Consider the following 16,277-nt stretch of genomic DNA (forward strand, 5'->3'; position numbering starts at 1 on the left):
CCAATTTTAACATTTGGAAACAGTAGTCGGAAGAGCAGTTCGCCGCCTACCAAAAGATATTTGTTATAGAATTCACTCGTTTATCCATCCCATAATGGAAGGCGAATGTAACAGTATGCCGTTCTGTCCTGAGTGTGGAGGCGAAATGCGTTACTCATCTGCTACGAAACGTTACGCGTGCCAAAGCTGTGGGTTATCAGTGACGCATCAAGAGCTTATTGAAATGCGGGAGCAAATGCGTCCGCCAGAGGAAACCGAGGAAGAACAACGCCAAAGACAGCGCAAAGAATACCTGAAATGGTGGCTTAGCGACAAGAAAAAATAGGCGCAGCAACCCTCAGCCTAGCGCGGTTTCGCTTAGGTAACAAACTTCTGGTGACGGTACCTGAACGGTAACGACCCTTCGTGTGAATTCTGTTAAGAAGTTATTATTACTGAAACCTAGGGGAAGTTAATAACTTCTGTTTTCAGCCAACCGCGTGTTGTGCTCTGTATCTTAATGGTCTTCATCCCCATGTTCATAAACAATAATAGGCGCGTCGCAACGAATTAACAAGCCTAGGTAAAAGGCAGCGACAAAGGCTGGGCTAGCATGTTCACTGTGTTCATTGTTGGCACTGCGGGTTCAGGCAAGTCCATGCTTACAGCCGCTTTCTCAAGCTGGCTTCACCTTCAGAAGCAGGACGTTATAACTGTGAACTTGGATCCAGGCGTCATAACTATGCCTTACACTCCTGACATCGACATTCGCGACTACATCAAAATCGAAAAGCTGATGCATGACTATCAGCTTGGACCCAACGGCGCTTTGATAATGGCTGCAGATTTGATTGCCAATGAAGTTGAAAGATTAAGCGATGAAATCGCCTCGTTCAAATCAGACATTATCCTAATCGACACGCCCGGACAGATGGAGCTGTTTGCCTTTCGTCAAAGCGGGCCATACTTAGCCAATGAACTGGCAATAGAATCCAAGGCTTTAGTCTACTTGTTCGATTCGGTGTTCAGTTCGCATCCGCAGAACTACGTGTCAAACATGTTTCTCGCAGCCGCAGTTTACAACCGATTCCTAATTCCTCAGGTGCACGTGCTTTCCAAAAGCGACTTGCTGCCACCCGAAGAAACTCAGCTTATAGTGGACTGGTCAGCCGACCCGTACAAGCTAGAGACAGCCATAGACGAAAAACTCGACGGCACAAAACGCCTCTTAGCCCGTGAAACAATACACGCAATTCACCGATTAGGCTTGAAATTCCTTCTGATACCTGTGGCAGCTAAGACTAACGAGGGATTCACGAACCTCAACGCTGCAATGGAACGCATACTCAGCGCTGGCGAAAGGTACACGCCTTAACGCTGCTGTCTAGCCGTTTCCGCATGCTTCTTAATGATGTTCAACGCCGCGGCTACACCTTGCCCAACGCTGACGGCGATTTGATATTTTCTTCCACAAGTGGCATCGCCAGCGGCGTAAACGTTTGGAATATTGGTTTGCATCTGAGCGTCAACCATTATGCAGCCTGCGCCAGCCATGTCAGTTCTAACTCCAGCTGTTGCCAACATTTCGGTCACAGGCGTTTTTTCTCCTGAGATGAAGACTCCTTTGACGTTCAGGATTAGCTCCTCTTTGGAGTTGCGGTCTCTAATCTTCACTTTTTCAACTACGTGCGAGCCCATTATTTCAGTGGCTTCAAACGTTTGCCACAGCTGCACGTTGCCTTTCGAAACCAGTTTCTCCAAGCTTTCTGATCTGTAGTGAGGCTTAAGCGCCCCAGGAATAAGATGAACCCTGTTTACGAGCCCCGCTAGGTACAGGCCGTCGGAGATTGTCTCCTCATCTTCACCCACCAAAGCAACGTCTTGATTCTTGAAGAAGGTTCCATCACAGACTGGGCAGTAGGACACGCCCATGCCGAGAAGTTCTCTGGCGCCTGGAATCTCCACTTTCTTTCGTTGAACGCCGATCGCTAGCAAAACGGCTTTCGAACGATATTCCTTGTCGCGTGTCCAAATCAGCTTGGGATCGCCTAGCAACTCGAAGCGGATGGCTCTTGCTGGAGAGACGATTTTGGCTCCTAGCGATTCAGCCTGTTTCAGCATTTTATTGGCAAGTTCAGTGCCTGAAATCGACTCGAAGCCGGGATAGTTCTCGATGAGTCTTGCATCGTGGAGTCGTCCGCCTGGTTTTTCTGCTTCCAAAACTAGCGTTTTCAGGTTTGCTCTTGAGAGATAAATCGCGGCGGCTAAGCCTGCTGGTCCCGCGCCTATTACGATGGCGTCGTAGGCTTGTTTTGATTCTTCAAATGGGGGAGGCAACGCTTTGGGCATCGTCATTTGTTGTCTTCACACACGTTGTGCGGCTTTCCTCTTGTGGTTCCATGTTATTTTGGCTTTTTGAACTTGATTTTCCCATGCTTCGCCTCTTCCACTAGCCCTGTGATCTGCAGCAATGCTTTGGTGACTCTTTTTTTGGCTGTTCCTGAGTCTTGCGCAGTGGTGGAGAGGTGTAGTTCAAGGTGTGGTTTGCCTTCGCCTCGCTGTCCCGGGTGTGATTTTATGTAAATGTATGGGTTGTCGTTCATGGTTTTGTCTATGAGTGGTGCCAGATCGGATTCCATTATGCCGTCAACGGCGAGGCTGGTTTCATAAAACACTGCGTTGCCCGCCATTTTTTTCAATATGGGTTGAATTGACTCGTCAAATATGGCTTCCATTTCTGGCGGCACGCCGGGCAATGCAATAATGCTTGTGTCATCAACTTTAATGAGGACGCCTGGCGCGGTTCCAAGAGGGTTGTGTAATGGTTTTCCGCTTTCTGGCAACGTTGCCATCTTGACCCGAGGTGGGGTCAACTCCACTTTCTCTTCGATTCTGCCTTCCTGCAGGTACTGGTGATATTTTGCTTCGATCATTTTCATGGCTTCGGGGTTGACTTTCAATGGGCGTTTCAGGGCTTTGCCTATTCCTTCAAGTGTTTTGTCGTCAAATGTGGGTCCAAGTCCGCCTGTGGTGATTATCATTTGAGGCTTGCGCTTCAATGCTTCTAGAATCTCTTTGGAAATCTCGGCGATCTCATCGCCAATAACTGCCATGCGGCTGACAGCCAACCCTGTTGTGGTTATGCGTTTAGCCAACCACTGTGCGTTTGTGTTGGCGATTTTTCCGATTAGGAGTTCGTTTCCTACTCCGATGATTTCGATGTGATGTGTCATCTTTGTGTTTATCCCCTTCGTTTGTTAAGTCTGATTTGGGTTGTTGCTTTTGAGGTTTGTGTGGCTAACCTCGTAGTTACTTTTTTAAGGTTCGCGAAGGCTAGTGAATGCTTGGTGAAAACCGAGTTGAGCTTAATTCCTGAAGAACACAAGGCGCATTTGAAGGAAGAACTGCAGCGCAACATGACAGAGTCTGTGCGCATAGTTGTTTTCACTCAGGAAATGGAATGCGAGTTCTGCAGAGAATCGAGGCAGCTTGCACAAGAAGTGGCCAGTCTCATGCCAGATAAGATTCTGGTTGAAATCTACGACTTTGTCAAAGATGAGGCTAAAGCAAGGGAATATGGCGTGGACAAGGTTCCAGCTGTCATTGTTCTAGGCAAGAAGGATTATGGCATACGCTATTATGGCATTCCCTACGGTTACGAGTTTAACACCTTGATAGAAACCATAATCAACGTGTCCAAAGGCGCCACGAACCTTAGCGAGGACACTAAAGCGAAGCTGAAGGGGTTAGACAAGCCAGTGCACATACAAGTGTTTGTTACTTTAACATGCCCGTACTGTCCCGTTGCAGCTGGGTTGTCACACAAATTCGCTATTGAAAGCGACATGGTCAAGTCAGATGTGGTTGAGGTCGGCGAGTTTCCACACCTTGCACAGAAATATAGTGTAATGGGCGTGCCAAAAATTGTCATAAACGAGCGCACAGAGCTTGTGGGCGCTGTGCCTGAAGCCCAGTTTGTGGCGCATGTCTTGCAGGCGTCCAAGCCGCCAAGCATCTACATGTAAGCTTCGCTGGTCAGAGAGATGCAGGTAGCTAGGTCGGTTAGTGTCACCACTCTAGCAGACAATGTTGTTTACCATAGTGGTCTTTTAGGGCAGTTTGGCTTCTCAGCCTATCTAGAGATCAAGGATTATCGCGGTCAAAGGCATTCAGTTGTTTTTGACACTGGTCGTATTAGAAGCGCCTTGCTCTACAACATCAAAGCCCTCAAGCTGGATCTGTCTCAGTTAGAGTGCATAATCCTCAGCCACGGGCATCACGACCACACTTGCGCAACCGTTGAAATGATAAGAAGATCAAAGAGACGTGTCAAAGTAGTAGTTCATCCGAGCATCTTCTACCCGCGATTCGCAGTTGAAAAAGGCAGAAGACGATATCATGGAATTCCGAAAGGAGAACTGAAAGAAGACATGCTGAAAGCTGGTGCGGAAATAGTTGAAACCACTCGACCCATCGAAATCATCCCAGGGGTTCTGACCAGTGGAGAAATAGAACGTGTTACGCCATTTGAGAAAGTTACTTGGAAAAACTTCGCCATAATTGAGGGAAAGCAGGTGAAGGACAAGGTGCCCGAAGATCAAGCCCTCTTCATCAACATAGAAAAACGCGGCGTCCTCGTTATCAGCGGCTGTGCCCATGCAGGAATCATAAACACGCTTCAATGCGCCTCAGATGTAACGAGGACTAAGCTTTATGGATTCATTGGTGGAACACACCTAATCCGACCGAAGGAAACTAGGCTCAAAGAAACTCTCAAAGGACTCAGGGAATTCAACCTGAAACTGGTTTCTCCGGCTCATTGCACAGGACACAAAAGCATAGCAGCCATCAATCAAGCATTTCCCGAAGCCTTCATACTGAACTACGCTGGGCGCACAATCGACACAGCTAAGAAGTTGAAGGACCCTGTCTTCTGAATGCGCTCTTACTGCTTCTATTAAACCCATCTTTGGTTAAGTAGATCCCAGATTCGACCATCGTGTAAGGCGCCGTGTATGCAGAATGCGGATGTGGTTTCTCCTTTCTCGTTCAGTGTAATCAAGGCAACATGGCGCTCAATCACTTCCAACATGAAGTCTGGGTGCCCACCGTTCGTGGTAGTGAACTCTGCAACAACGACTTTGCCGCCAAGTTTGTGATCATAAGACCTCTCTATTTCGACCACGCCGTTCCAAACACTCCTCACATCTGTGGTATTCAAGAACTCCACCACCTGCAGCTCAAGCTCAGCTTGGCTAACGGGTTTCTGACTTTGCCATAGTACGTAGCCTAAAGCCCCGACGCTGAGAAGGGTAGCTGCCAGCATTAATGCTAGAGTGGGAAAGAGCATTCTCATTTTGGTTACTACCAAAGACATCATGTTACTGACAGCTAGAAAAACCTAGAGTTTAGAACAGGGCTATTCGAATTCCAGAGCAGTGCACAAGATGGAGTTCTGTGGTTAAGGTGAAAACTCTTATGTGCATTCTGGGTCTTCAACTTCAGTTGAACTGAAATGAAAGCTGCCGTATACCACAGTTTGAACGAGATAAAGGTTCAGGATGTGCCCAAGCCCAAGATTGGCTCGGACGAAGTCCTAGTAGAAATGAAAGCCTGCGGGGTGTGCGGAAGCGATTTGATGGAATGGTATTTACACAGTCGTGCGCCGCTGGTTCTTGGTCATGAGCCTGCAGGGGTCATTGTCGAGGCAGGAAGAAACGTCAAGGGTTTCAATGTTGGCGACCGGGTTTTCGCTCATCACCATGTTGCCGACCTGACGTGCTATTACTGCAAACACGGCGACTACACTCTATGCTCGCAGTTTGCACAGACGCATCTTGACCCGGGCGGGTTCGCTGAGTTTTTCAAGGTGCGAGCGCCCAACCTGCAGATCGACACGTTGAAGCTTCCTGATAGCGTTTCTTTTGAAGAGGCAACCTTAATTGAGCCTGTTGGCTGCTGCATCAGAGCCCAAAACAAAGCTGGCATTCAGAAAAGTGACACTGTAGCAGTAGTAGGCGCTGGACCCAGCGGCATAATTCATGCCATGCTAGCCAAGATGGCGGGCGCCAGCCAAGTGATGATCACAGACCTTGTTGATTACAGACTAGAAATGGCTAGACGATCAGGCGTCAACGTGACAATGAACCCCCAAAAGGAAAACGTCCCTGAGACCGTGAAACAAGCAACGGAGAACAGAGGCGCAGACATCGTAATCGTGACCGCCCCAAACGCGAAAGCAGTTGAAGACAGCATTCAAATAGTCCGCAAAGGAGGAAAACTGCTCCTCTTCGCCCCAACTCAACCAGATCAATATGCCCGCTTAAGCCCACATCGACTATTCTTCTCAGAAATCACAGTTATCCCCTCATATTCCGTTTCCCACATCGAAACCAGACAGGCGCTAGAACTCATCAGTTCAGGAAAGCTGAAAGCGAAAGAATTGATAACACATCGCTTTCCCTTGAGCCAAACTCAAGAAGCATTTCAGACAGCAGCCAGAAGTAAAGAATGTCTAAAAGTTGTTGTCTTGAACGAGAAATAGCGTCACAAGCCTAGGCATACTTATTTAGCTGAATCTTCTCAATTCTTAGGTGTAGGGTATCACATTTTGAGGTGAGAAAACATGGTATTTGAGATACTGCTGAGCATGGCGGCATGGGCATCGTTACCTCTGAGACTAGCATTGGGAGTTGCCTTCGTTTTTCACGGGTATCCAAAGCTTTTTGGACCCGGCGCAAAACAGACGCGGGATTACATGAAAACGGTTGGTGTGCCACCGCTGTTGACAACGCTGACGGCTTTACTCGAGCTCCTAGGTGGAATCGCGCTTGTCATCGGTTTCCTGACACCAATCGTGGGTATCTTGATAGCGTTTGAGATGGTAGCAACAACGTTTCTGTCAAAGGCTAAGCTTCAGAAGAAGTCTATGCTGGGCTACGAGCTTGACATAGCGTACTTGGCAATGGCTCTGGCGCTTGTAGTTCTGGGCGGCGGACCTACGTCTCTGGACACTCTGCTTGGGCTTTGACTTCCCAACGCCCCCGTCAAACGAATCAGTTTGGGAAACCATAATACCATAGCCCACCAACTCACTATGCCAACATTCACGTTAACAGGCGTGACAAAATTTGCCTAACCAAAAAATGAAAGCCGCTATGCTGCATGGCGTCAAAGATCTTCGAGTCGAATACGTTGATGTCCCAAGGGTCGGGGATGGTGAAATTCTGGTCAAGGTGAAAGCCGCGACTACGTGTGGAACCGACCTCAAGATCTATCAGCGCGGCTACGTCAGCGGCGTCATCAAGCTGCCAACAGTTTTTGGTCATGAGTGGGCTGGTGACATTGATGAGATTGGGAAAGGTGTCTCATACTTCGAAAAGGGTATGAGGGTTCGCGCTGGCAACAGCTCCCCCTGCCTTCGCTGTTACATGTGCCAGAAGGGCAAGTTCAACCTCTGCAAAGACATGATGTGGCTGTGGGGCGCCTACGCCGAATACATCAAGGTTCCGCAACGAATCGTCATGTTGAACACGCAGGTGATACCTGACCACGTAAGCTACGAGGAAGCTGCTGTGGCAGAACCGCTGGCCTGCGTTCTACACGGCGTTGAGCAGGCACAAGTCGGTTTAGGCGATACGGTTGCCATAATCGGCGCTGGACCAATCGGACTCCTACACCTTCTAACCGCAAGAAAAATGGGTGCAGGCAAGGTCATAATCAGCGACACGATCGACGAGAGGCTCAAACTGGCACAGAAACTAGGCGCTGACGAAACCATAAACGCAAAACAGGAAGACACGGTCGAAAGAACCAAAAAACTCACAAATGGTTACGGTGCCGACGTTGTGATTGAAGCCATAGGCACGCCAGCCACGTGGGAGCAAGCACTAAGGATGGTGCGCAAAGGCGGCACGGTGCTAGAGTTTGGCGGATGCCCACCCGCAACCGAAATCAAGGTCAGCACAGAGCAACTGCACTACGGCGAAACAACTATCATGGGCGCTTTCCACACCACGCCATTTCACTTCAAAAAAGCCCTAAACCTAATCGCGTCAGGCACGATTAACGTCAAACCATTAATCACAGACCGGATGAAACTAGGCGATATCAAGCAAGCTTTCGAAACGCTCACAACATCCAAAACCGACATTAAAATAGCAATATTGCCCTAAACCAATGCGGTTACGAGGAAGTAAAGTCCGAAGCCGATAAGTATCAATCCGAACAACATCAAAACAATCCTGTAGCTCTTTCTGCCCACGAACTTGATGCCCCTTCTAGCCAGATAGGCTGTGCCAGTCAACCAAGCATAGTCAATCCAAACATGCGCCACGTACATAAGAAGCACACCAGCCAAAGAAGCAAACGCCAACGAATCCAGAATCAGCTTCGAACCCACAAAAATCCACCACAAAACAAAATAAGGATTCAACCCCGTGAAAACAGAGCCAACCAGCAGATGACTCTTCAAAGCTGTCCTCTTCTCGCCGACCTCAATAGGCTTGGACCCCAAAGACTCTCGAATCTGCCAAACTCCAAACGCCAAAAGCGCCGACCCACCAGCCAAGCCAATCACAAGCTTCACCACAGGCTGGTCAGCCACAGTCAACAAGCCCAGCGCCAACACCAACACCAGACTAAACTCGACCACCGTGTGTCCAACTGCAAACGCAAACCCGCTCTTGGCACCCGATCTAGTGCCCTCAGTAACATTCTTGACGAACAATGGTCCAGGCGCCAACGCTCCAGAAGCTGTAACACCCACAACTTCTGCCACAAGTGTGAATATGTCCACAGCAGACACCATGGTCAAGACAATTTAATTATCCTATTTCTGCAGTAGCAGGCTTTTGCTCACCTAACGTAGGTTTCTTCCTTTCCAGCCAGAAAAGCGATAAGAGCAACAATATGAGGTAGGCGTCCAACAAACCCCATTGTATGATGCTTCTTCGTAGCGAAGTCAAAACGACCACCATCTCCACGTCTAATTCCGAATAAGTGTCTACAGGCTCAAACCAAACAGCGTACTCTGCCGTATAAGGGACGACAAATGAACCCGAGCCAGACCTACCAGTTTTTTGGGCAAGAAGAATCACGGGAGGCGCACTATCATGCCTGATAGAGAACTCCACGGGCGACATACCAGCATCGACTTGGAAACTGAAGCTTACCGTATCACCATTCATGAAATAGGTGTCTGAACTACTGCTTCCGCCTCCGTTTCCACCAGTTCTAGACGTTACTGTACGCGAGGGCGGGTTCATGTAGAAATATGCCAATGCGAGTGGAAGGAGGAGGGCTGCAAGGAGAATTACGGCAAGTCTCTTTCGGGTAATAGCTATCATGAAAGGTTCCACCCGAAAATACTTAGCCACATGCGGTCTGTTGATGTACCAAAAAGCGTAAAGGGCACCGAGCACGCCCGGAACATAAACCACGCTGTCATTGGCAACTCCAATTATCGAAGCCAACAAGCCTATGAAAGCCAACGCTGCGATGACAAATGACCCAAAACCTCTTCCTGTCCACCACAGCCAAGCAGCAGCAAACGAAACAATGGCAAGCAAGAACAAAGGGGTATACAACCAACCACCCAATACAATACTCGCAACGCCTACGAAAACAAAACTGACCGCCATCAAAGTAATGCCCACAGGTCTCTTCCTCGGGCCCCATCTCCAATAAAGCCCCAAAACAGCAATAATCACGCCCAACCCGACCATGACTGCAGCTGCATACGCAACATACAGGCTAAGGGGTCCATAAATCGCAGGAAAAGCAACCAACTGGCTTATCCCACCGCCCACGAGGGTCAAACCGTAAAGGAAGACCTCTTTACTGGGCAAAAACACCCTCATAAAACACGAGAAGGCTCTGGGCTTTTATGCTTTTTCCACTTACATCAACGTTAACACACCGACAAATAAAGTAGGCATTCAAACCTGTGAAGACAGTGCCGACGAAGAAATGACTCCTCAAAGCAGTAGTCTCCTTACGAGTTTCAATAGGCTTCGAACTAATCGACTCTCTTATCTGAAAAAGCCCAAAAAATCAAGAGTGCTATTCCTCCAACGACGCCAACCACTAACTTCACTGTCGGCTGATCAACCACAGTTAAGAGACCGAGCGCCAGCGTCAAGACCATACTGAACTCGACAACTCTGTGCCGACAGCAAACACAAATCCACTCCTAGCGCCAAACTTGCTACCCTCGGTAATGTTCTTAACGAACAACGGTCCCGGCGCTAACGCACCTGAAGCAGTAACTCCCACAACTTCCGCGATGAAGGTAAAGATGTCCACAACAAACACAGGGAGACAAACACAATAGTTAAACTATTCCCGACTCAGCTAGAACCTCTTAGCCTTGGGAGCAACTTGCAACAAGATACTTCGCACTGAGTCCATCCGTCTTATCCGGCAGCTCTTATCTCTTCCGAATGACGCAATAGCCTCGGACAGCAAAGTGGAACAAACCTATAGAAGTATGTTCCAAAAAATTATTGTGTTTTGCTTCATAACTATAATATGAAGTGTCAAAAATGATTAGGAAAAGATACATAGGCATAACAGTGGTGGCAGTCCTCGTCTTAGCAGGGATACTCACCCAAGCTACTGGTAGTGCATATAACCCAAGGCTGGACTACAACAATGACGGAGTAATTGACATACAAGATCTTTTCGCTTTGGCGCAGGGATATGGCACCTCACCCGCTGCATATACGCCTCGGACCCTAAACCTGACTCTGACAGTTCAAGGCGTGACTATTGAAGCTGTCCCGGGAAATAATTTCAATCTATGGAGCTACAACGGAACTGTTCCAGGACCAACGATTTGGGCGAATGTGGGCGACTCGCTTCATATCACTTTGAGGAATCAACACAGCTTCATACATAGCCTTCATGTTCACGGCATCTCCTACAACATAACGTCAGATGGATCGGAGGGAGATCCGGGATATTCTGACCGTGGAATGGTTGCCACGAATCAGCAATACACTTACCATTACAAAGCCGAAAGACCCGGAGTATTCGTTTATCACTGCCACTCAGATGACAGATATCCCATCTCTGTTCACATGCAACAAGGACTCTACGGAATTATCGTTGTAAAAGCCCCCAGCATGCCCCTGCCGACGCCCGACAGAGAATACGCAGTTTTCCTTAACGAGGTTTACGGACAGCTTTCCCTGTCCATGGCTCACGGTTGCGCCTACTGCTTCGGACAGTCGAAATTCTTCACCATAAACACAAGACAGCTTCCACTGACTCCCACGCTTACGGCTTTGCCGGGAGAACTCGTAAGACTGTACGTCATAAATGTTGGCAACGATATACACAGTTTCCATCTCCATGGACACGCAATGTACCGATGGGAAATAATTAACAATCAATGGGCTTCGGTGCTAATCACAAATGACAACCTAGGATTCGTACCATTAGAGTCAGCAATTATCGATGTAACCGCCCAAACCCCCGGGAAATGGCTGTACCACTGCCATGTTGAGCCTCACGCTGACCTAGGAATGATGGGAGTGTTCGAAATACAAGGGCAACGCCCACTTCAAAGTTCAGAAGTCTACGGACCTCCAAACCTAATGTCCAAATTTGATCCCGACTACGCGTTGCAGGATGCTCCAGCGTCTTCTACCTCCGATTGGTGCTCCCAAAACGCCGAATGCCCCAAAGACCTTGAATGCCCCCACCCTAGTGAATGTCCAAGCTGTCCCGAAATGTAAAGTCAAGCAAATGCTAAGCTATCTCCCCTTTTTCTTTTTCATTCATTTTGGAAGAGCTAGGACATTTCATATGGGATATGCCTTGACCAACTACCAAACACCAAGACAAACAAGTGGTCAGCTTCAACACATTGGCTAGTCACCTTTAAACGGCTAAACGCCTATAACTGGACCAATTATGATTCACATAATCTTGCCAATTCTGCACGTTTTGCTCGTGTCATTCTGTTTGAGAGTTTAAATTTTCAGTACCCAAAAAGGCTGGCAGATACAGTCGCGTATATTCCTACATGTTTTCAACATGTTAACCATCGAATAAAGTGTTCCAGTCATCTTCCTCAACGAGGAACAGAGTAATTGCCTGAACGATTCAAGTGGGAACAAACTGAACGTCCCGAGCCCTTGAACAGTAGAGTTAAGGGAGCCTTTCATCCATCAACATCGCTAAGACCACGCTTACAGTTAGCAATTAACCGCACAGAGGCACAGGCTCAGAAGCTAGATCAAACCTCACAACGACTTGCTGAACGCGACAAGACCATATTTGCGAAGATTGTCGAAGCCTACCAGAAACATGACGTGCAACACGCCAACGTGTTCTCCAGTGAACTTGCGGAAATCCGAAAAACCGAGAAAACAGTGATGCATGCAAGACTCGCCTTAGACCAAATAGTCCTGCGACTGAGAACAGTAACGGAGCTAGGCGACATGGTCGGCGCCCTTGCACCAATCGTAGGCGTGCTAGGCGGCATAAGAACTGCGATAACTGGAGTCTTGCCCGACGCTGGCAAAGAACTCGAACAAATCGGAACAATGCTAAACGGAATAATCATGGACGCCGGCCAAAGCAGCGGACTAACACTGAACTTCGGCGAAGCAAACGAAGACGCCAAAGGCATCCTAGCAGAAGCAGCAACCGTAGTCGAACAAAGAATGAAAGACAAATTCCCAGACCTACCAGGCGCAACGCCAACAGCTACAGACAAAGCACAAGGCAAAACCTAACTCACAATCCCACTTTACAAAAATCATCGCTCGTTCTGCTTATTTTCCACGTTAGGGTCCAACGATCATTCGGCAAACGCTTGAAAGTATTTATGCCTCGGTCATCCACCTCTGACAAATATACATCGAAACCATGCTGAGTAAACTCCATCTTAACGAAGTATTCTGCGTACCTTCCAACTTGCAGTTTGCTAAGCTTATTCCATTCATATCTTTTCATGGCGTTACCCTCCCTTAAGTGCTTGAGAGAGTTGGCTCCATCGTAAGTTCTTCTTTCCTCATGAGTGTACATCTACAACTCGTCGATGTTTAAACGTAGTTGTTGCACGTTGGTTCCAATCAATTCTCTGAACTTCCTCAAGGTGATCTTGACAGGTCCGCTAAAGTATTGGGAAGGATCTCTGATGATAAAGATGTCAATGAACCTTTCACCTGCGTTCATGAAAAAACTCCCAAAATGAATCCAAACCAGGTAGTCCGACGCTATGTCTTTCTCGCCAAAATACTCGAAAGCGCTACTCCCAGTTGCTTTAACCTCGATCTTTAGTGCTTCTCCGGAACTTGTTTCAACAACTATGTCCGCTTCTCTTCCACCGAAACTAATTCCTTGAGCATTTATGTTTGGAACTATTCTGTGTTCTTTGAGCAGATGGATGATTATAGATTCACTTAAGATGGCTGGTATTTTAGGGAACTGGATTTTTTCAGCAAGAGGATTGTCTGACCTCAAAGCGGTGATGTGTTCAAAAACCTCTGAAAGCAAGCTAGCCAATTCTCTTATTTCATCCTTAGTTAGGCATATTCGGGGCATGACAGGTTCTCACCTCAACTGGTTTATTAAATCACTAGTTTTCTTTGACAACTGAGCTGTGCGAACCATCGGTCTTCTTGAATGAGGGGATTTGACACTTAGCAGCTTCTTTATTGAAAGATGATACACTAAGAAAATCCTAGCTTCCATCGCATCATTGCTTCCATGAGTAGAGGAATCCTTTACGATATTTGGTGGAAACAACGAGCTTCTCGTTAACCATTTTTTGAAGAGCAAGCCTTACTCTTGTATATTGACTGGGTGCGCCTTTCGGCCAGTCTCTAAATGGGGCATTCAGTTCCTCCGCCTTATATCCAAAGATCTCGACCAGCAGACCACTTATTGTATAGCCATACTTTGTGTTTTCTTTCAGATAGTTCTTCACTTTGTCATATACTGATTCTTTGTCAAGGTCCTTCAAGGCCACCTTTATCGTTATTCCACGCTTTTTTCTGCCCACGTTGTGCATACATCTCAAACCTCCTTTGTTTTGCTTTACAATAATAACATTATAAACTCTATCATATAGGTCTTGTGGTCCAACAATCATAACAACATTAACATCAAAAAAATGGTGGTAGTGCAGCCATGAGTACGCAGCGCAGACTGCTGTTTCTAAAGCAGAAACCTGTATACTATAATTTCTAATCAAAAGTTACCAACTCATGAAAATTCAGCCCACCTCAAACAGTCTATGCTTGCATGTTCAACTACAACTGTCCAAGCCGACACAATAGAAGAAGGCGCTAAGCGATTGCGCCTTCTTCCTTTGAAATCTCTATATCCGCAGCACCGCCACTCAACATACCTAAGCACCACGCATGTCAACATTAAACGTCACGCTTAGCAACATAGAACGTCACGCTAAAACACGAAAAACAGAGCCAGAAACACCGTACAGAACGATAAACAGCGCCTAGAACGCAAACTAAAAAGTCTAACTTTCACTCTGAAAAATTTTTTCCAGACTCATACTAACGCCCCTCAGAAAGAGTTTATAATACGGTATGGCGCTATTGCTACGTTATTGCTGGGACACCCGCAATGGCAAAATACATTTTCATAACAGGCGGAGTGCTTTCCTCAGTCGGCAAGGGCATACTCACATCATCCATCGGCAAAATGCTCCAAGCCCGAGGCTTCAAAACCACAGCCATAAAAATCGACCCATACGTAAACGTAGACGCAGGAACCATGAACCCCTACATACACGGCGAAGTCTACGTCACAGACGACGGCGGCGAAACCGACCTCGACCTAGGCTGGTACGAACGCTTCCTAAACCTAAACCTCTGCAAACACAACAACATCACCACAGGAATGGTCTATCAGACAGTCATCGAAAAAGAACGAAACGGCGACTTCCTAGGCAAATGCGTCCAAATAATCCCTCACATCACCAACGAAATAAAACACAGAATCCAATACGTAGCCAAAGAATCCAACTGGGACATCGTACTAACCGAATGCGGCGGAACAGTCGGCGACATCGAAGGCCAACCCTTCCTAGAAGCAATACGCCAAATGCGCCTAGAGGAAGGCTACGAAAACACGCTGTACGTGCACGTCGCGCTGGTTCCAATCCTTGAAGTAACAGGCGAAATGAAAACCAAACCCTTACAGCACAGCGTAAACGAGCTGCGCCGCATCGGCATCCAACCCGACACAATCGTGGCACGATGCGACGAAATGATCGACAAGGAATCGCTGGCTAAAATTGCCTTGTTTGGCACGATTCCCGAAAGCGCTGTGTTTTGCAGTTACAATGTTCCATCCATATACCAAGTGCCACAAGTCTTAGATAACCAAGGCATGGGCGACTACATCTGCAAACGACTGCAAATAAGAGAACGCAAAGCCGACTGGACAGGTTGGACACAATTCGTCAAGTCGGCGGTAAACCCCAAGTTTGACGTCAACATCGCCCTAGTAGGCAAATACGCCGGTCTCGTCGACAGCTACGTAAGCATGAACGAAGCCTTCCGCCACGCCGGAGCTGCCTGCCAAACCAAAGTAAAAGTAGACTACATCGAAGCTGAAACACTGGAACGCGACCCCAACGCCATCACTCAACTCAAAAAATTCGACGGAATCTTTATCCCCTACGGTTTTGGACCCAGAGGCACCGAAGGAAAAATGAAAGCCATACAATTTGCACGAGAAAGCGATGTGCCCTTCTTAGGCGTCTGCTATGGCTTCCAACTCGCCGTTATCGAATTTGCCCGCAACGTATGCGGGCTTGACGACGCCAACAGCACAGAGATCAATCCCGAGACGCCTCATCCTGTTATCGACCTCATGCCCGAACAGATGACTGTTAGGCAAAAAGGCGCAACCATGCGTTTGGGCGCTCACAAAATCGTGATACAAGAGGGCACGATGGCTCACAGACTATATGGCTCAGACGAGATTTACGAGCGGCATCGCCACCGCTGGGAAGTCAACCCAGAATATTGGAACACCCTAGATAGACAAGGAATGGCATTCTCAGCAAAAAGCGAAGACCTGCGAAGAATGGAAATCCTCGAACTGCCAAGCAGGTTCTTCTTCCTGGCATCCCAGTTCCACGGGGAATTCAAGAGCCGACCAGCCAAGCCTGATGGCGAATACTACGGATTCATCAAAGCATGCTTAGACAAGAAACAAGGGAGATCCAAGTTTTCACGAGAAATAGAAACAAGCCTCAAGGCAAGAAACGCGTAGGATTGCGAAGACTATAAAACCACATCGTTAGTATTTCC

General features: G+C 47.7%; 18 protein-coding genes. 10 read left to right on the forward strand and 8 right to left on the reverse strand.

Annotation, left to right across the window (positions count from 1 at the left end; translation table 11 throughout):
- Positions 1 to 115 precede the first annotated feature (115 nt).
- On the forward strand, positions 116 to 325 hold the full coding sequence (locus tag VJ249_00630; protein ID HKZ93073.1) for a hypothetical protein: 210 nt from the start codon (positions 116 to 118) through the stop codon (positions 323 to 325).
- A 267-nt stretch (positions 326 to 592) separates the two neighbouring features.
- On the forward strand, positions 593 to 1,354 hold the full coding sequence (locus VJ249_00635; protein ID HKZ93074.1) for an ATP/GTP-binding protein: 762 nt from the start codon (positions 593 to 595) through the stop codon (positions 1,352 to 1,354).
- Here the strand turns inward: VJ249_00635 and VJ249_00640 are convergent.
- Entirely contained in the window at positions 1,351 to 2,334 is a 984-nt protein-coding gene (locus VJ249_00640; GenBank protein ID HKZ93075.1) for an FAD-dependent oxidoreductase, read from the reverse strand. The two genes, VJ249_00635 and VJ249_00640, sit on opposite strands and share 4 nt — an antisense overlap.
- Positions 2,335 to 2,381: 47 nt before the next feature.
- On the reverse strand, positions 2,382 to 3,212 hold the full coding sequence (locus VJ249_00645; protein HKZ93076.1) for a molybdopterin-binding protein: 831 nt from the start codon (positions 3,210 to 3,212) through the stop codon (positions 2,382 to 2,384).
- Between the two features lie 126 nt (positions 3,213 to 3,338).
- Between VJ249_00645 and VJ249_00650 the strand changes: the two genes are divergently transcribed.
- Together VJ249_00650 and VJ249_00655 are read left to right on the forward strand one after the other, a co-directional pair.
- Positions 3,339 to 4,004 carry a thioredoxin family protein gene (locus tag VJ249_00650; GenBank protein HKZ93077.1) on the forward strand — a complete coding sequence of 222 codons (666 nt, stop codon included), beginning with the start codon at positions 3,339 to 3,341 and terminating at the stop codon, positions 4,002 to 4,004.
- A gap of 18 nt (positions 4,005 to 4,022) precedes the next feature.
- Positions 4,023 to 4,916, forward strand: coding sequence for an MBL fold metallo-hydrolase (locus tag VJ249_00655; GenBank protein ID HKZ93078.1), 894 nt, complete (start codon positions 4,023 to 4,025; stop codon positions 4,914 to 4,916).
- 20 nt (positions 4,917 to 4,936) lie between these two features.
- On the opposite strand, the gene VJ249_00660 is transcribed toward VJ249_00655, so the two are convergent.
- Positions 4,937 to 5,359 carry a hypothetical protein gene (locus tag VJ249_00660; protein HKZ93079.1) on the reverse strand — a complete coding sequence of 141 codons (423 nt, stop codon included), beginning with the start codon at positions 5,357 to 5,359 and terminating at the stop codon, positions 4,937 to 4,939.
- Positions 5,360 to 5,494: 135 nt separating this feature from the next.
- Here VJ249_00660 and VJ249_00665 point away from each other — a divergent pair, with 135 nt between their 5' ends.
- The 3 genes from VJ249_00665 (at position 5,495) to VJ249_00675 (ending at position 8,153) form a co-directional block, all read left to right on the forward strand.
- A complete protein-coding gene (locus tag VJ249_00665; GenBank protein ID HKZ93080.1) occupies positions 5,495 to 6,523 on the forward strand; it encodes a zinc-dependent dehydrogenase in 1,029 nt (342 codons plus the stop codon).
- An 81-nt stretch (positions 6,524 to 6,604) separates the two neighbouring features.
- A complete protein-coding gene (locus VJ249_00670; GenBank protein ID HKZ93081.1) occupies positions 6,605 to 7,009 on the forward strand; it encodes a DoxX family protein in 405 nt (134 codons plus the stop codon).
- A 100-nt stretch (positions 7,010 to 7,109) separates the two neighbouring features.
- Positions 7,110 to 8,153, forward strand: a complete 1,044-nt coding sequence (locus tag VJ249_00675) for a zinc-binding dehydrogenase (GenBank protein ID HKZ93082.1) — start codon at positions 7,110 to 7,112, stop codon at positions 8,151 to 8,153.
- Here VJ249_00675 and VJ249_00680 read toward each other — a convergent pair.
- The gene (locus VJ249_00680; GenBank protein HKZ93083.1) at positions 8,150 to 8,788 is read right to left on the reverse strand and encodes a LysE family transporter; all 639 of its coding nucleotides are present in this window, start codon (positions 8,786 to 8,788) and stop codon (positions 8,150 to 8,152) included. The two genes, VJ249_00675 and VJ249_00680, sit on opposite strands and share 4 nt — an antisense overlap.
- Before the next feature lie 16 nt (positions 8,789 to 8,804).
- Positions 8,805 to 9,827 (reverse strand): hypothetical protein, encoded by a 1,023-nt coding sequence (locus tag VJ249_00685; protein HKZ93084.1) that lies wholly within the window; start codon positions 9,825 to 9,827, stop codon positions 8,805 to 8,807.
- A 696-nt stretch (positions 9,828 to 10,523) separates the two neighbouring features.
- Between VJ249_00685 and VJ249_00690 the strand changes: the two genes are divergently transcribed.
- Both VJ249_00690 and VJ249_00695 read left to right on the forward strand, forming a co-directional pair.
- Complete coding sequence (locus VJ249_00690) at positions 10,524 to 11,720, forward strand: multicopper oxidase domain-containing protein (GenBank protein HKZ93085.1); 1,197 nt, start codon at positions 10,524 to 10,526, stop codon at positions 11,718 to 11,720.
- A 357-nt stretch (positions 11,721 to 12,077) separates the two neighbouring features.
- The gene (locus tag VJ249_00695) at positions 12,078 to 12,725 is read left to right on the forward strand and encodes a Snf7 family protein (protein ID HKZ93086.1); all 648 of its coding nucleotides are present in this window, start codon (positions 12,078 to 12,080) and stop codon (positions 12,723 to 12,725) included.
- Position 12,726: 1 nt separating this feature from the next.
- On the opposite strand, the gene VJ249_00700 is transcribed toward VJ249_00695, so the two are convergent.
- The 3 genes from VJ249_00700 to VJ249_00710 form a co-directional block, all read right to left on the reverse strand.
- Positions 12,727 to 12,945, reverse strand: a complete 219-nt coding sequence (locus tag VJ249_00700; GenBank protein ID HKZ93087.1) for a hypothetical protein — start codon at positions 12,943 to 12,945, stop codon at positions 12,727 to 12,729.
- 72 nt (positions 12,946 to 13,017) lie between these two features.
- A complete protein-coding gene (locus VJ249_00705) occupies positions 13,018 to 13,536 on the reverse strand; it encodes a hypothetical protein (GenBank protein ID HKZ93088.1) in 519 nt (172 codons plus the stop codon).
- A gap of 154 nt (positions 13,537 to 13,690) precedes the next feature.
- Entirely contained in the window at positions 13,691 to 14,188 is a 498-nt protein-coding gene (locus VJ249_00710) for a hypothetical protein (protein HKZ93089.1), read from the reverse strand.
- 392 nt (positions 14,189 to 14,580) lie between these two features.
- Between VJ249_00710 and VJ249_00715 the strand changes: the two genes are divergently transcribed.
- Positions 14,581 to 16,239: a CTP synthase gene (locus VJ249_00715; protein ID HKZ93090.1), complete on the forward strand. Its 1,659-nt coding sequence runs from the start codon at positions 14,581 to 14,583 to the stop codon at positions 16,237 to 16,239.
- Positions 16,240 to 16,277: the final 38 nt, after the last annotated feature.

This window comes from Candidatus Bathyarchaeia archaeon (assembly GCA_035283685.1).
Taxonomy (GTDB): Archaea; Thermoproteota; Bathyarchaeia; order Bathyarchaeales; family Bathyarchaeaceae; genus DATETJ01.

Excerpts from the sequence above, each read along its gene's own strand:
- VJ249_00630 (HKZ93073.1), top strand. The coding sequence starts at position 116 with ATGCCGTTCTGTCCTGAGTGTGGAGGCGAAATGCGTTACTCATCTGCT.
- VJ249_00635 (HKZ93074.1), top strand. The coding sequence starts at position 593 with ATGTTCACTGTGTTCATTGTTGGCACTGCGGGTTCAGGCAAGTCCATG.
- VJ249_00640 (HKZ93075.1), bottom strand. The coding sequence starts at position 2,334 with ATGACGATGCCCAAAGCGTTGCCTCCCCCATTTGAAGAATCAAAACAA.
- VJ249_00645 (HKZ93076.1), bottom strand. The coding sequence starts at position 3,212 with ATGACACATCACATCGAAATCATCGGAGTAGGAAACGAACTCCTAATC.
- VJ249_00655 (HKZ93078.1), top strand. The coding sequence starts at position 4,023 with ATGCAGGTAGCTAGGTCGGTTAGTGTCACCACTCTAGCAGACAATGTT.
- VJ249_00660 (HKZ93079.1), bottom strand. The coding sequence starts at position 5,359 with ATGATGTCTTTGGTAGTAACCAAAATGAGAATGCTCTTTCCCACTCTA.
- VJ249_00665 (HKZ93080.1), top strand. The coding sequence starts at position 5,495 with ATGAAAGCTGCCGTATACCACAGTTTGAACGAGATAAAGGTTCAGGAT.
- VJ249_00670 (HKZ93081.1), top strand. The coding sequence starts at position 6,605 with ATGGTATTTGAGATACTGCTGAGCATGGCGGCATGGGCATCGTTACCT.
- VJ249_00680 (HKZ93083.1), bottom strand. The coding sequence starts at position 8,788 with ATGGTGTCTGCTGTGGACATATTCACACTTGTGGCAGAAGTTGTGGGT.
- VJ249_00690 (HKZ93085.1), top strand. The coding sequence starts at position 10,524 with ATGATTAGGAAAAGATACATAGGCATAACAGTGGTGGCAGTCCTCGTC.
- VJ249_00700 (HKZ93087.1), bottom strand. The coding sequence starts at position 12,945 with ATGAAAAGATATGAATGGAATAAGCTTAGCAAACTGCAAGTTGGAAGG.
- VJ249_00705 (HKZ93088.1), bottom strand. The coding sequence starts at position 13,536 with ATGCCCCGAATATGCCTAACTAAGGATGAAATAAGAGAATTGGCTAGC.
- VJ249_00715 (HKZ93090.1), top strand. The coding sequence starts at position 14,581 with ATGGCAAAATACATTTTCATAACAGGCGGAGTGCTTTCCTCAGTCGGC.